The 15,546-nt window shown below is 32.7% G+C and carries 17 protein-coding genes and 1 pseudogene; 3 read left to right on the forward strand and 15 right to left on the reverse strand.

Annotated elements, in window-relative coordinates; all coding sequences use genetic code 11:
- Nucleotides 1–36: 36 nt before the first annotated feature.
- The 6 genes from BK137_RS16215 to BK137_RS16240 all read right to left on the reverse strand — a co-directional run bounded on the left by BK137_RS16215 (nucleotide 37) and on the right by BK137_RS16240 (nucleotide 4,993).
- Complete coding sequence (locus BK137_RS16215; RefSeq protein WP_038185159.1) at nucleotides 37–1,722, reverse strand: M3 family oligoendopeptidase; 1,686 nt, start codon at nucleotides 1,720–1,722, stop codon at nucleotides 37–39.
- A 586-nt stretch (nucleotides 1,723–2,308) separates the two neighbouring features.
- A complete protein-coding gene (locus tag BK137_RS16220; protein ID WP_038185160.1) occupies nucleotides 2,309–2,506 on the reverse strand; it encodes a hypothetical protein in 198 nt (65 codons plus the stop codon).
- Between the two features lie 299 nt (nucleotides 2,507–2,805).
- Nucleotides 2,806–3,306 (reverse strand): NUDIX hydrolase, encoded by a 501-nt coding sequence (locus BK137_RS16225; protein WP_038185063.1) that lies wholly within the window; start codon nucleotides 3,304–3,306, stop codon nucleotides 2,806–2,808.
- A 278-nt stretch (nucleotides 3,307–3,584) separates the two neighbouring features.
- The gene (locus BK137_RS16230; protein ID WP_038189199.1) at nucleotides 3,585–4,013 is read right to left on the reverse strand and encodes a YvaD family protein; all 429 of its coding nucleotides are present in this window, start codon (nucleotides 4,011–4,013) and stop codon (nucleotides 3,585–3,587) included.
- A 48-nt stretch (nucleotides 4,014–4,061) separates the two neighbouring features.
- Entirely contained in the window at nucleotides 4,062–4,424 is a 363-nt protein-coding gene (locus BK137_RS16235) for a DMT family transporter (RefSeq protein WP_038189201.1), read from the reverse strand.
- Between the two features lie 2 nt (nucleotides 4,425–4,426).
- Nucleotides 4,427–4,993 (reverse strand): TetR/AcrR family transcriptional regulator, encoded by a 567-nt coding sequence (locus BK137_RS16240; RefSeq protein WP_038189204.1) that lies wholly within the window; start codon nucleotides 4,991–4,993, stop codon nucleotides 4,427–4,429.
- A 204-nt stretch (nucleotides 4,994–5,197) separates the two neighbouring features.
- Here BK137_RS16240 and BK137_RS22380 point away from each other — a divergent pair, with 204 nt between their 5' ends.
- Nucleotides 5,198–5,350 carry a hypothetical protein gene (locus BK137_RS22380; RefSeq protein ID WP_179078284.1) on the forward strand — a complete coding sequence of 51 codons (153 nt, stop codon included), beginning with the start codon at nucleotides 5,198–5,200 and terminating at the stop codon, nucleotides 5,348–5,350.
- A 90-nt stretch (nucleotides 5,351–5,440) separates the two neighbouring features.
- Nucleotides 5,441–5,683, forward strand: coding sequence for a hypothetical protein (locus BK137_RS22385; protein ID WP_038189216.1), 243 nt, complete (start codon nucleotides 5,441–5,443; stop codon nucleotides 5,681–5,683).
- 358 nt (nucleotides 5,684–6,041) lie between these two features.
- Here the strand turns inward: BK137_RS22385 and BK137_RS16250 are convergent, their stop codons facing one another.
- From BK137_RS16250 to BK137_RS16290, 9 genes and pseudogenes are all read right to left on the reverse strand, one after another.
- A complete protein-coding gene (locus tag BK137_RS16250) occupies nucleotides 6,042–6,368 on the reverse strand; it encodes a hypothetical protein (protein WP_038189219.1) in 327 nt (108 codons plus the stop codon).
- Nucleotides 6,369–6,574: 206 nt separating this feature from the next.
- Entirely contained in the window at nucleotides 6,575–6,796 is a 222-nt protein-coding gene (locus BK137_RS16255) for a hypothetical protein (protein WP_038189222.1), read from the reverse strand.
- A 438-nt stretch (nucleotides 6,797–7,234) separates the two neighbouring features.
- Nucleotides 7,235–7,564, reverse strand: coding sequence for a DUF3784 domain-containing protein (locus BK137_RS16260; RefSeq protein WP_038189225.1), 330 nt, complete (start codon nucleotides 7,562–7,564; stop codon nucleotides 7,235–7,237).
- Between the two features lie 274 nt (nucleotides 7,565–7,838).
- Entirely contained in the window at nucleotides 7,839–8,681 is an 843-nt protein-coding gene (locus BK137_RS16265; RefSeq protein ID WP_038189228.1) for a hypothetical protein, read from the reverse strand.
- Nucleotides 8,656–9,171: a sigma-70 family RNA polymerase sigma factor gene (locus BK137_RS16270; RefSeq protein WP_051448819.1), complete on the reverse strand. Its 516-nt coding sequence runs from the start codon at nucleotides 9,169–9,171 to the stop codon at nucleotides 8,656–8,658. The genes BK137_RS16265 and BK137_RS16270 overlap by 26 nt, the downstream gene beginning before the upstream one ends.
- Nucleotides 9,172–9,713: 542 nt before the next feature.
- A complete protein-coding gene (locus BK137_RS16275; protein ID WP_038189242.1) occupies nucleotides 9,714–11,090 on the reverse strand; it encodes an Ig-like domain-containing protein in 1,377 nt (458 codons plus the stop codon).
- A gap of 423 nt (nucleotides 11,091–11,513) precedes the next feature.
- A pseudogene (locus BK137_RS16280) lies at nucleotides 11,514–12,444 on the reverse strand (alcohol dehydrogenase catalytic domain-containing protein).
- A gap of 650 nt (nucleotides 12,445–13,094) precedes the next feature.
- Nucleotides 13,095–14,063: a DUF2268 domain-containing putative Zn-dependent protease gene (locus BK137_RS16285; RefSeq protein WP_051448825.1), complete on the reverse strand. Its 969-nt coding sequence runs from the start codon at nucleotides 14,061–14,063 to the stop codon at nucleotides 13,095–13,097.
- A 301-nt stretch (nucleotides 14,064–14,364) separates the two neighbouring features.
- Nucleotides 14,365–14,835 carry a DinB family protein gene (locus tag BK137_RS16290; RefSeq protein ID WP_038189247.1) on the reverse strand — a complete coding sequence of 157 codons (471 nt, stop codon included), beginning with the start codon at nucleotides 14,833–14,835 and terminating at the stop codon, nucleotides 14,365–14,367.
- 254 nt (nucleotides 14,836–15,089) lie between these two features.
- Here BK137_RS16290 and BK137_RS16295 point away from each other — a divergent pair, with 254 nt between their 5' ends.
- Nucleotides 15,090–15,443, forward strand: a complete 354-nt coding sequence (locus BK137_RS16295; protein WP_038189261.1) for a YxeA family protein — start codon at nucleotides 15,090–15,092, stop codon at nucleotides 15,441–15,443.
- Nucleotides 15,444–15,546 lie beyond the last annotated feature (103 nt).

Raw genomic sequence — 15,546 nt, forward strand, 5'->3', positions numbered from 1 at the left:
TTTATATAGGGATTTTTTAATGGCATTATGTTGTAATTAATCATTCTTACTAAACCATGTATCAATGGATTTTATCATATTTTCAAATGCTTCTTCTTTAAATGGTGAAGCGATTCCTGAATTATCAAGTAAGTCTAGGAAAGATAAACGTCCCCCTTGTTTACAAATATCCATATATACATTCCAAGCAGTATACATATCTATTTGTGCGATTGACCAAATCTGCAATGCACAAATTTGAGCCATTGCATAGTCTATATAGTAAAATGGAAATTTAAATAAATGAATTTGTTGGTGCCACAAGTTCCCTTTTTTTAAGTAAGGGTGATTATAAGTAGTTTTATATGGCATATATTTTTGTTCAATTTCAACCCATTTTTTCTTTCGCTCCACTATTGATAAGTTAGGATTTGTATAGATAAAATGTTGAAACTCATCAATACTAGCCCTATAAGGCATTGCAAATATAGCATCCTCTAAGTGTGAATATCTATAATTCATTGCGTCATCCCCAAATATTTCTTCCATGTAGGGCCATATAAGAAATTCCATTGCAATTGAGCTAATTTCACAAGCTTCCTTAGTGGGAAGTATATATTCTGGTATAGTGTTATTTTGGTTAAAAATAGCCATCTGAAATGCATGACCAAATTCATGTGCTAGTACCTTTACATCCTTTCTTGATCCATTAAAGTTTGCAAAGATATATGGAATCTTTTCATTACATAAATAAGTAGCATAAGCACCTCTTGCTTTATTTTCTTTAATGGTTAAACCCATATATTTATTCGCATGCATTAACTTAAAAATCTCACCAGGTTGTTCAGATAATTGTTGGAAAATAGTTTTAAATTTTTCTATCATCCAATTAGAATCCCCTTTAAGGATAGCCTCTCCGGTTTTAAACCTCACTTCTTCATCATAGTAGGTTAAGTTCTCAATCCCAATCCGAATCCGTTGCTTTTCTCTTAATTTCTCGGATATAGGAGCCATATATTTCAAAATCATTTTTCTAAAGTCAGCCACCTCTTGTTGACCATAGTCAACCCTAGAAAGTCTAGCATATCCAAGTTCCACAAAAGAATTGTAGCCGAGCTCCTTTGCTATTTGAGTTCTTACTTGAATTAAAGAATCAAAAAGTTCATCAATTCTATTTTCGTATTGCTCCAATAGTTCATATTTTTTTTCGATAGCCTGCTTTCTAAGCATTCTATCTGGAGATGAAACAAATTTGTCTAATTGAGCTAGATTTCTCTCTTCTCCTTTAAATTCAATCTTGGCATTTGCCATCATTTTTGTATATTCACTTATAAGATTGTTCTCTCTTTTTAATTTATCAATAACTGATGAACCAATTGTATTTACATTAATCTCAGCTAGATTCAGTAACTGTTTTCCATACTTTTTACTAATTTGTTCTTTAAATGTGGACCTTATTAAACGATCATAATAACTCGCTACAACTTTTTCATATACTGGCCAATTTTTATTGATAAACTTTTGTTCTTCCTGATACTTCTTATCTGAGGTATCTAATTGCGCTCTTATCTCCGCAATAGTCAACATTGTTAAAACATGATTTCTAAGCGAATTAATCTTATCTATTAGCTTAAATTGCTCTTCAAATGAGTTTACAGAGTCAAACTTTCCTAATAGTTCAAATACCTCTTCTTCAAATTCAACGATGTTAGGCCTCTCATATAAAAGCTGATCAAAAATCATTCCTCTACCCCCATTCCATATTATGGTATATTTTATACAGCGGAATTAAAAGTCTTATAATTCAAAATAGTTTGTGCTATAATAGCAATATAAGATAATAACTACCGTTAACGTATACAAAAGGGCTGCTTTCATTAAAGCGGCCCTTTTTGTTTTCTTAGATATGGTTCGATTCAATCTATACTCTATTTTATTTCTTCAGCAATGGTATATATATTTTTCTACTTAAACTAAACTGCTCCGTTAGTTCAATAAAAAAAAAGAGCTGCATATGCAACTCAATGATCTTCAAGTAAAGCACCCGTTACTTTAAGTACTTTCTTTCACAAACTTACTTTGTTTTGCATAATCCATAATTTATATGAACATTCCTTACAGGTATGCTGCTCCGTTAGTTCAATAAAGAAAAAAGAGCTGCATATGCAACTCAATGATCTTCAAGTAAAGCACTCCGTTAGTTAAATAAGAACAGCAACGCTAATTCAACAATCGCACCTATTGCGGAAGACTGTGGTCAAACTGTGCAACAAATCTTAGGGAACAGTCCTTCGTATAACTACTCCCTTAGGTTTAACAGATTATGTTATTAATTTGCTTCTTCTGGTCTCCCGGGAAAAATCTTTTCAAACAATGAAATCAGAGAAACAGTAACACAGACAATAAGCAATCCAGTTATTAACGATGATGTATTAATCCCGTAATGCGCGAATGCTGATGTTAAGATATAACTTACAACGAAACCGAGTAGTAAAACAGACAGAGAAATACCTATTTTCTTTTCCATAAATTTCACCTCCAATCTATATACGTTTATAAGTAAAACCAAGTTTCAAAAACTTCATTCAGAAATGTTTTTCCGTCGTTAATCCCTCTATACGCCCCGTTAATTCAATAAAGAAAAAAGAGCTGCATATGCAACTCAATGATCTTCAAGTAAAGCACCCGTTACTTTAAGTACTTTCTTTCACAATCCATTTCAAAAACAATTTTTTCAATATAACCACTCCAATATTATACAAAGGTCCCGTAAAGTTATTATCGGAAATTTAATGAATGCTTTTCCAGAATAAAATAGGCATCATACTAATCAATTTGTTGTTTTTCTGCGTAATACCATTTTAAATAATACATTATTCCAGACTTATCGACCCAGCTAAAATCTATTAGATCCTTCTCTAGTGAATGGTGTAGCTCATCTACTGGAATCCACTTTATATCCATAGTACCGTCGCCTTCTTTAACTAAATTACCAGAGGCTTGACATCGAAAATAAGCGCCTAATGAATCTACTGGACCATTTGTCGTTTGATATACAGCAAAAGGCTTCATAGCTTCAACATTTGAGTCCACATCATTAGTTTCAATTCTAGTTTCTTCCCCAAAAATCTTTGTTATATGAAGTCCTGTTTCTTCGTGCACTTCTCTTTTAAGTCCTTCCATAAATGACTCGAATTCCTCTAACCTTCCTCCAGGTAGCTCATAAGGTGTTTTATTCTCATTAGATTTAACCCTTTTTTGTATAACGATTTCAGTTCCATTTGGTCCATTTCTTTCAATTATTGCTCTAACATTTACATAGATCATACAAGTTCTCCCTCACTTTTCCTCTTCAACTAGATGGCCCGATTGTTGAATACAAGTTAAAACCTCTCTTGAACTAAACTGCCCCGTTAGTTCCGATTGTTGAATACAAGTTAAAACCTCTCTTGAACTAAACTGCCCCGTTAGTTAAAGAAAAAATGAGCTGTCTGAACAGATTAAAAATCTTCTACTAAAGCCCTCGTTAGCACAAAAAAGATTTGTTATTTCGCTCTTAATATGGGCACAAATGAATACGCTTAAGTTTATTCAGTATAAGTTTACTACAACTGTTTAAAAGAATGGCGAAGTGATTTCTCCGTTTGAGATAGTTTATTCTTAAATAGAATTTTCATAAAGAATAACGGATAAATCATTAAGTATAAATTAAATAACCACCAAGTAAAATCGAAGTCTTTGATAAATGCCCAAAAAGCAATTGCTTGCAATCCTGAGCAAAATGTTAAAACAAGAGAAATAAGCGCCATGCTTTCCCAAGTAGGATGATTCCTTCTACATAAATATAAACTGTACAATCCTGTAATTGAAATTAGAATATCCAAAGGGAAGAATGACCAGTTCCATGCAATAATCATTGGATTATCATAGTCCTTAAATGCAACATTTTTTGGTATAAGATAAAAATAGGTGGCAATCCAATAAAGGATAAAACCGACATCTGTTACAAGAAAAAATGGTTTTAATAGTTTCATTTATTCCCTCCAGTTATAGATTGCGACATATATTAGAAGTATATGTAACTAAATATTTTCTTTTATTTGTGATATTTCTTCGATAGAACCACTATGTTTACTTTCCATATTCAAAGTGACAACTCCTATTAAAATAAGAATAATCGATACTGCCTTTACTGTACTTAAACCTTCTTGAAACATGAAAAATCCAATTAAAGTTATAATTACTATTCCTACTCCAGACCAAATAGCATATGCAACAGATACATCTAGATTTTTTAACGATAACGTCAGAAAAATAAAACTACCAAGATAAAAAACTATCATTAAAATGCTTGGATATAGCCTCGAAAAACCTTCTGATAACTTCATACTAGTTGTTCCACCTACTTCAAAAATAATAGCTAAGCACAAGTAGATCCAATGCATTTCTAGTCATTCCTCCGTTCATTTATAATTCCTTGCAACAACATATCCACTACTGACTGAAATACTTCTCCAACTGCCATTTCATTCTTACTTGCAAATTTAGATTGATAAATTTGATTAATTGCCCCTAAATATACCTCAATGAATAAGGAAATATTAATGCTTTTTATTAAATTTTCTTTAATTGCCTGCTCCATTAAGTAAACGACACTATCCCACTCTTCTTTCAAAAAGCGATCTAATTTTATCCATTCCTCATAATGATATTTTTTTAAATCTGCAAGTAAACGTACATCCAATAATTCAAATTGTTTCGGTACGCAAATGAGTATTTGATGTATTTTTTCCAATAAAGAAAGTTGGGTGTCCTCAATAATAATTCTCTCTTGCTCCTTAATCTGACTAAATAAATGTTGAATTACTTCTTCAACTAGCTGATTCTTAGATGAAAAATATGTATAAATTGTTCTTTTACTTGTTGATAATCCGTTTGCAAGGTCACTTACAGTAAATGAGAATCCTTTTTCTTCAATCTGCAAAATTGTTTCTTTAATAATTCGTTCTCTCAAAATGGCACCTCCCAATACGTTTGGTACCAATAAAGTTTTGCTGGTACCATTATTTAGTATTATACATTATTCATATTAAAATTCAACCAATTATTAACATCTACAAATAGGGAATATTGAAATATTAACTACACCTCTTTAAACTCATCTAAATTGGAAAATGGAATCGATAAGGCACTGTGAAGACTAAAAGGAGAAATACAGATGAAACATGTAGTGGCACTTGATGTCAGTATGGGTAAAAGTACAATCGTGATTTATAACCATTATCGTCAATGTGAATTTGAAGGAAAAATTTCACAACTTGATACAGAAATCAACTATTTATTTTATCGAATGCATGCCATTATCAACTAGTTTCCCAAAATTAAAACGATTGTTTTCTACACGATCGTCCCTCTTTTTAAATATTGTGCAACTATATCCGCACCTAGATGAAGTAGTAGCTTGTTCAAAACAGTGATTCGTAATTCCCTAAAAGCGAATACAAAAAAGAATCTCTCACTCGCACGTGATGAACAAAAAGGAATGGCATTATTAAAAGCTGCAAAGGATTCGTACCCAGCAATTTCAAAAGAGGATGTCCGTACAAGTACGAGAACCATCTTGTCAAGTACTTCGATATTCTTTCGTCACATTTGTATTTTCACGAAACAATCATTACTACCAAAGAATGTACAATCTAATTGACTAGTTTTATGTTCTACATTATGTAACACCTTTTCAAAATACTATTCATACAACACACTCATTTTTAAATATTGAACTAACCTGCCCCGTTAGTTCAATAAAAAAAGAGCTGTCTGAACAGCTCAACGATCCTTTACTAAAGCACCCCGTTACTTTAAGTACATGTAATTGGTATTTTGCGAACAATGACATTCACTCATTATTCACTATGTATAGTTTCCACAACATGAATCACTTTTATCCCTAAGGCTTCCCCTTTAGTTGAATAAAAAAACCTGTTTGAATAGCACCAAGATATTCAACTAAAGCACCCCGTTAGTTGAGTAACTTAAAATATTTTCTCTTCTTTATTTTCAGCTTAGAATGGATTTCCCCCTTTTATAAAAGGGATAAAAACTACATAATTTGAGCCAATAAAAATAAGCCAAAAGAGTACCGATGTAAGTCGCTGTTTAAAGAGAATACTTTCCCTAGATATAACCAAACCAACAATCAACGAGTATAAGACGAATAAAATATAAGAAACTCCAAACCAGTTTACCCATACATTTCCCGTAAATTGAATTCCAAAGTTCTCGTAAATAGGTCTTAAAATATAAATTGTGAAAAGTAAACCAATTGATAAGATTACAATGATTTCAATTATTTCAATTAATCTAAGTACAACTTTTTTCAATCCATCCAAAGAAATCACCCCCATTTCGAACATCTCTTAATGATACTTTATTCATCATTTTCAATGGGTATGTCCTTGTAATATTTGAGACTAGTTTATTGAACTAACCTGCCTCGTTAGTTCAATAAAGAAAAAAGAGCTGCATATGCAACTCAATGATCTTCAAGTAAAGCACCCGTTACTTTAAGTACATTTGAAATCGGCAGTTATCCAAATTAATTATGAAACCACCAACCTACAATAGATATAGCCCCTACTCCCCAAGCAGTTGTACCCAATATCCACCAAATTACAGATTTAGCTTTTGATGAATTTTCCTCGTCTTCCATATTTGCTTTTATAAAAGCAACCTTACTTTCCATACCTTTTTTCATAGAAATGAGAACAACTAAACCGATTAGCATGAAACCAGTAGTTATCCAGAGTAATAAGTCCACCTTCTCTACCTCCTTTTTTTTTATGAATTACTTTCCTTTCAATCTTCTTTATTCATTTAACCTGCTGCTTTACTTTAATACGTCTGTAAAATATAGTTGTTTCAATTTTATATAAATTTTCCATTTATAATATGTAAAAATCCATTTGGCTTATTGAACTAACCTGCCCCGTTAGTTCAAAAAGAAAAAAAGAGCTGCATATGCAACTCAATGACCTTCAAGTAAAGCACCCGTTAGTTTAAGTACATTCTTTCACAAACTTAGTCGATTCTGTCATATATAAATCCGTTCATTCATCACAGGAATGCTCTCTATTTGTTGATTAAAAAAACTGCGAACACAGCTCCTTAATGTACTATTAATCCGTTGAATTAAGTGTCGTTATTCACGAAGCCAACTTACAACACCTTGCATTATTTGTTTTTGGCTTCACTCTCATCAATATGAATCTTTTGAATCGGTTTTGAATCGGTTACCTGTATTTGAATAAACCATTGAAAAAACAATAAGACCTATGATTAAAATAAGACCTATGATAAGTAGAAATTGAATTTTAAAATATTCACTTAATGCAATTAATAATATGCTAAAGCAAATGCCAAACATTATTTTACTCATAAATTTACAAAGTTCTTCTTCTCTATATTTTTCTTTTTCGCTATCGGACATTGTATTATAACCAGCAAGCAGAAATGCTCCTTTTCCTTTTGACAAAACGATAGCGAATATTAAAAAAGGTACCAAAATTACTAAAATTGCACCAACCACATCGTACACCTCACTCATTGGCTAACTTTCTTATTTGGAATATTTTATCATATAAAATGATTCATTTCCTTATAAACTCTTATTAAACTAACCTGCCCCGTAGTTAAATAAAGAAAAAAGAGCTGCATATGCAACTCAATGATCTTCAAGTAAAGCACCCGTTAGTTTAAGTGAAACACTTCACAATATTACAATTTAATAGGTGTTAACAGTCTTCGTGTGCTTGAAAATTATTAAGAACACGCAGACTGAGCGACATGTTTTGTTAGTATCTTCATTGCTGATAATATTCTGCGCCTTGGTTATCCACTAAAATACGCTCGCCTTTTCTCGTAAAGACGATGTCAAATCCATCTGCCGATAACCATAAAACTTTTCCATTATCTTTGTAGATAAGTCGAGGTTGTTGGAAATGTTTAAACACATTTTCCTTGCCAATCTCTTTTAAGTATAACTCGATGGCTGACTCTACTTTATTACGTGAACGAGAGCCACTCACAAGCAATTCTCCATCATCTATTGCCACAAACTGATTGTTATTATGACTATATCCACCGAAACCAAAAATGGCTTGCGCCTGCGCTACTTCAATATCAAAACGCTCGTATATATAAAAGGGTTGATCATAAACTGATTCATATATTTTGCCATCAACAATTTGGTAATACGTAACAACTTCGTTCCATTTTTCTCCTTCTTTATTCATCACCATAAATTTCATCCAAATGATGCCGTCAAGCTCCCGTAGAAATTCTGCTTTCGAAAAATCCATATTTTCATACTTTTTAGATAGCTCATCCACAGTCCCACCATATGCCGGGGATGCTACTAGGTTTAGCGTTTCTGAATCCAGTGCATCAATTGCCTCGAAATACGTGTTAAAAAGTTCTCCATGGTCCCCAAGTGCATTTGTTGTGGCAGCACTTAAAATCCCTGATTGGGCTGACCATAATGTAATCGTAAGAAGCAATGCAGCGATTGAAACTATGCCTACCATTGCAAATATTGGAGTACGCGTCAACTTTTTTCTCGGTTTAGCCATTTTCCGTGCAAGGTCCTTCGTCATCCAGAACTCTTCGCCAATCACCTCATCAATACCCGTTTTCAATCGTTCCATCAAAGCCGTCCTCCTTAAGCACCAATTTAAGTTTTTTACGACCACGCGCAAGCCTTGTACGCACCGTAGCCGATGAACAATTTAGTAGCATACCAATTTCCTCTGACGAATAGTCTAAGTAATACGTAAGTACAATGACTTCACGGTATTTCAGCGGTAATGAAAGAACGGCTTGTGCGAGTAGACGATTTTCTGATTTCGTCACGATATCTTGCTCTGTCGATCGGCCAAATAAATGCTGAATTTTTTCGCCAATAGTCGTATTTTTATAATGCCAACTTCGCAAATAGTCGTAACTGCGATTGATCGTCATTCGATACAAATATGTACGATACGTGGCCTCTTCACGGAACAACGATTGCTTTTCAAATGCTTTTAGTAGCACATCTTGGACAATGTCTTCCGCAGCTTGCTTATTTTTCACATATGTATAAGCAAGTCTCAACAACTCATCACCATGATCATATATAAATTTTTCGAGTCGGGTCATAGGGCAACTCCTTTTATTATTAAATGTTAGACGGAGCAAGAGGAATTTCTGTTTCAAAAATGAGTGAAAAGATCAAATGGGGTATACATCGGAGATGTGGCGATATGTGAGTATTACTAAATGTGGAAGATGTATCGTAATATATACAGTTTGATTCGAAATCTGCAATTCTACCTGTGATTCAATAACAGCTCATGTCATTTTAAATTATCTATTGGAGAATAACATTATTTTTTCAATCCTTCTGACAAGTAATTATTTGAAATTCTCATAGAACTATTATTAGATATTTAATTTTTTTGCTCTTTCACTGATTTTTCTTAGAACTAAACTGCTCCGTTAGTTGAAGAAGAAGGCTCTGTTAAATTTCAATATTGATAACGTAGCTACAAACTTCTTTTCTACTCACTCATCCTCTGTTGACTCACTTCTCCTCTACTTTTCATAAACGAGTAAAAAGAGAATGAAAAAGAAGGAATACTATTAAAAGTATTCCCTCTGCATAACAAATCTTTTAAGACACATATTTATTTAAATAAAAGCTATTTTACTCTGATTGTTCTACTTTTACTCTTGTTTCCGTATTTATCCTTCGCATATACCCGCACTACCGTGCCTTTCTTTTGCGCTTTGATTTTCACCGAATAATTCCCTTTACTACTAACAGATCCTCGTCCAATCTTCTTAACGCTGTTATAAACATAGATTGTCGTTCCCTTTGTACCTTTTCCTGTTACTTTTACCGATTTACTTGTTAGTTTATTTATAGTTGGAACAGAAGGAGCCGTTGCTCTATTCTTGTAAGTTGCCTTTAGTCTATAAGTAGCGCTTGTAATTCCACTCCCACCCCAGCCATAAGGATTAATCACTATATAATAAGTTCCTTTTTTGACCCGTGGAGAAAAAGTTATTTTTTTTCCCGCCCTTGCGGTGTAGGTACGAGCTACTTCAGTTCCATTGCTATCATACAGATATGCGGAAAATCCAGCCTTGGTATTATCCAAGGTAATACGTGCTTCTCCGTCCTTTTTTGTTGTGAATTTATAAACATCTCTATCAAGTGATGAAAAACTACTTGAGTTATAGTATTTATTTGAAATAATCGGCATAGATGTTTCAATCGTATCATTCGTCTCAAAAGTTTTAGCATCTCTTGTGAAGGTAGAAGCAAACGTCGCTTTTAATCTATAACTAGCGCTCGTAGTTTGACACTCCTCGCAATAATCGTTAACCACTATATAATAGGTTCCTTTTTGAATGTCTGTAAGTAAACTTATTTCTCCTCCAGCACTACTCGTATAGGCACTAGTTACTTCTTTCCTGTTGCTATCAAACAGAGTTACGTAGAAAGCTTCTGTCAAATTATCGAAGGTAATATATGCCTCCCCGTCCTTTTTTGTTGTAAATTGATAGACATCCCTATCTGTTGAAGAGATGTCGGATGTATACATTTTCCCTGATTTAATCGGCATAGATGTTTCAAGTGTATCATTCGGCTCAAAAGTTTTAGCATCTCTTTTAACAGTGGACGCCGCATATGTCGCTTTGAGTCTATAACTACCACTGGTGTCTCCATTTGCACTCCAGTGATAAGGTTGAAGTTCTACAGAATAAGTTCCTTTTTTTAGGTATTCAAGAAAACCAATATTTAATCCAGCCGTACTAGTATAGGTACTAGTTACTTCTTTCCCGTTGCTGTCATACAGATATGCGTAAAATCCACTCGTTGTATTATCTAAGATAATACGTGCCTCCCCGTCCTTATCCATTGTGAATCGATAGATATCTTTATCATTACTTGAACTTATCTTCCCTTGGACAGGGAGACCTGACGATATATTGTTTTCTTCTGCAAAAGTTACCTGACTAAAGACCACTGATAACAAAAAAACAAAAAAAACTGACTGTAAAATACGCACGATTGATAATTCCTCCTCTTTGTCTACTCTTCCAAAGTAAACCATTACATAATTATACTATTATCCCATAAAAGCATACACCTGCAAAAAATTCACTTCAACACTTCATGATTTGTTTTTACTTATTCCCATTCCTTTTAAAAATCATTTCATTTTTTCGCCCTCTAAAGGTAAATTATTAATTATTCTTATATCAAGGCAAGAAGAATGGGGAACCTCAACAAATCAGGTTCCCCTAATTATTTTAAAAAAACAACATTGAAATTTAACAGAGCCAAGAAGAAAAAAGAGTTGTCTGAACAGCTCATAGATTTTCTACTAAAGCACCCGTTAGTTGAACAAGAAAAACACTTCTTACTAAAGAATGTCACCTACTTATGTTACGATTCGCCGTGAAGTAGCGGCAAAATGCCATAATGCAATTTAGTATTCTACTAAGACCTTTAAAGGATTGATTTTTCCTTCAGCTATGTCCTCAAAACAGCTAATCAGTTCCTCTTTTTTTATTTTTTTCTCGAATATTTTATTTAATTTAGTATCATTTCGTACTTCATTAATAAACCATTCGGAATGCTTCTTATAATCCCAACCGTCACTTGAACCAACAATTTTTAGTTCTTTCTCATAAAATTCAGGTTGTAATTCAAACCTCTCTTTATTCCCATCTGAAAGAATACATATACTGCCTTCTTTCGTTAGTGATTTCTGTAATATATTAAATGCATCATTATGTCCTGAACACTCTAATCCATAATCATAATGATTTATTGGGCATGCAGATCCATAATTAAACACAGTCTGCCCCCAGCAGCTTAGCCAATTTCCCTCTTGAGGTATTCGGTTCTATTACATCCACATGTTGAACTTTTACTTTTTGTTTTAAGAAATATAGAGTTAAAAGTCCTATTGTCCCCATCCCACTTACTATTACTCTATCTGACTCTTTAGGTTTGAGTTTCAGGACACCCTTTGACGAGTCACAGGATAAAATAGTGAGTAATGCGTAAGAATAGTGAATGTCTTTAGGAACTGGAATAGCTTTATATTCTTTAATTACTCCAAAATCCTTGTGCCCATAAAATGCTACTACCCTGTCTCCAAGATTTAATGATTTAACATTATCACCTATCTTAATAATTTCACCATAGCTTTCATACCCAGTCTCTTTCGGATAAATAGGAGATTTATCAGTAAAATCACTTTCCATATATTGTGGCAGTTCTGCCCCAATACTAATTGCACCCGCAATAGTTTTTATTAGGATTTCATCTTTTTCAAGAGGGGATAAATTATTTTGTATCCATTTCAGCTTTCTTTTTCCATACAACACCAGTGAATTTTGTTCTTGTTTCATTATTTTACCTTCTTTCAAGAAATTCTTATTGAACTAATCTGCCCCTATAGTTGAATAAGCTCCTGTAAATAAAATACCATAAAAATGTAAAAAACCTTATTTTATTTAGAAAGCAACAAACCTTACGAAATAGCCTTTTATCTATTCCTCTTCTTCAACTAAACTGCCCCGTTAGTTTAAGTACATTCTTTCACAATCTCAATATTGATAGTAACAAAAATTCCCAATATAAAATCAAGCTTTTTTACAAATCTACACTATATTCAGGTTCAACTCGAGCGAAAACCGCTTTATCTTCATTTATTCCTTCTTATTTGCTCGATTTTCAGTCGTTTTTGCGTTAATCCTTCTTTCCATAACTTTAGGAGGAAATAAAAAACAACCATATCCCTTGTTATATAAAGGTTTAGGTTGTTTTAATAAAGATGGTTATTTCGTTAATTACGATATTATGCGTTCTCTTGGGCATGAGCATTTGAAAACTACAGAAAAAACAAGTCTTAGAGAAATGAACTAAGGTAAGCATCGAAACATTTTTCTAAACATCGTAACTTAATTTCAAATCAACAATTATGGAAACTAAAACAACACAACTAACAACCATAATAAATTTTCCATCTATAAACAATGTTGGTGTAATGGATAATTTGTTATTTATAGTTTTCAAGATAATTCCCTTTTTCAAAAATTTCTTTAGAACTTAGGGCAGTCCATTCTTCTGGTGTTACATTAGGGTTCAAATCAAGATATGATTTAACCATTTTATATCCTTCACTGTAACCATAATATAACGGAAGGCCATTTCCTCCAAGAATAATTTCAAGTGCCCGATTCAAGTCATACTTTTCGAGATCTAATGCAACTTTTGACCAATAAACTTTGTTGTAAGTTAAATCAACTGGAGATAAAACAATTTCAGGATAAACTGATTTTTCAAACTTAACCGCTTTTCCTTCAAATATTAGAGTATCCAATACAGAAAAAGGTACTTCTTTACGTAGGTACTTCTCAGTCCAAACACTATGATGATATTCGTGAGCTACTCCAGCCCTTAAAACAGCATCATTAAAATATTTATCGTATAGGACTATTATTTTACCTGCCCCTACGGTTATCATAGATGCATTTACATTTGTGGAAGGAAAAACACATACAGTTGTTTCATTTTCAGATGTGATAAGATCAGAAGATTTTAAAAGAGCTTCTTTTATAATATTTTCTGTTTCTTCCCTGTCAATTTTTTCGCTTAATTTTTGATTTTCTGTTAAACGATCAGGAGCTACATTTAGAACTGGATCAGCCATATGAAGATATTCACCATTCTCAAAACAATCACTATATACTTGTTTAATTACCTCTTCATTATAAATTTCCAATTGTGAATGTTTTGGGTTACTTTCAACCTTATCTTTATAGTTTTGATAAAGTTCATAGGCATTGACGATTTTATACTTTTGATTTGTTTGAGGGTGTTCGAATGATAAAACTATACTATCAATATCTTGTTTTTCATTAGAATCGGCGAGTTCGCTTTTAGATTTTTCTGATTGTGTACAGGAAGCAAGCGTTAGAAATGTCATTATTAGTACTAATACCGCAACTATTTTTAGATATTTCACCAATAAAACCGACCCTTCCGTAAAACAAATTTATGAAAATTTCGACTATTCTATAAATAAATTTTACCATATTTTAGTTGGTGTTTATGGATTTGAAATAAAATTTGATTAGAAATTTCGTATGATCCTCATTTTTAGTCAAAAAAAGAATCCATTTTGAAAAATGATTGATCAGAAAGGATTCTTCAACTATAAATGATGATTCGATTATATAAAAAGAGTGATTATTTTAAATCTCCTTATGCCACTAATACCGCCGTTAGTTCAATAACTATAAAATATCTCACTTTTTCTTTTTGCTCTAATTCCAGCTCTTTTGTATCTTCCGAATATAAACAATTTGACCGATATGATATGCATTATGTGTCGTTACATTCCCCAATACTTGCCACCAATTAGCATCAAAGTACCCTTGAACATCGCTTTCTAGTTGTTCTTCAGTTAATATTTCTTGCCAATGTAAAAGAACTTCTAAAAGTTGTTTTTGAAGTTCATTGAATGTTTTATTTTTTGAAATGGTGAACGTACTGTCATTACTCCCTACTGCCGGAACTGCAATAATACTAGCTTCTTTATACCTTGTTTGCCACGTTTCATTCCAATAAAGCAAATGCTGTACAATTTCGGCAATACTATTACTTTCTTCACTCACCTTCCAAAAAGCTTCTTCATCTGTCAAATTTTTAACAGATTCTGAAAATGGTACATACCAACTTGGATCGTTTGCATTAGCTAACAACTGATCAGACAAAACATCTTTTGGGTGAAACATACCTTCCACACTCCTTCTTAAGATTTATCAGAATTTAAATGACTTTATTTATTGTTAATCATTCTCTTTGATATGGTTATTTCCCTCTTTTTTTACTCTTTCTACTATTAAACTGCTAATAGATACTGGATCGTACTTACGTAGAAAGTGACAATATCGTCACTTCTTTGTTTAATTTGTAACCCTAATCGAAGGCTACTACTTTTTATTTCTTGTAAAATGTACGAAAGAAGAAAATAAGGAGGAATTCTACGATGAAAGCATTAAAGATAGCAATTGGAACCCTGGTTGTTGCAGTTATAATAATATTGCTTATGTCTCTTTTGGTTAAGAACGAGCTTGCAGACATGTTAAACCCTTTTATTCATCAAAAGGATGTTTTTGTAAAGATTGATCAAACTGGAAAAAAGATTGATCAAAAAACATACGAGTATGCCCTAGACGGAATTAATGAAGATGGCAAAAAAATAAAGATTACTTTCACTGCCGGTAAACAATTACGTGAGGGGGCATACTTAAAAGTTGATACAAAGAGAACTTATGTGAAATCTTGGGAAGAAGTGAAGTTGAATGATATTCCCTCCGTTGTCCGAGATAAGCTCAAATAAGACTTAAAGGAAATTGGTCTTAGTGTAAAGTATTTTGCATTATTTTTTATAGGGACGTACTATGTGCGAAAAGCGAAGAGACTTACTGTGTTTCAATGAAATT

It is taken from the genome of Viridibacillus arenosi (assembly GCF_001955655.1).
GTDB classification, from domain to species: domain Bacteria; phylum Bacillota; class Bacilli; order Bacillales_A; family Planococcaceae; genus Viridibacillus; species Viridibacillus arenosi.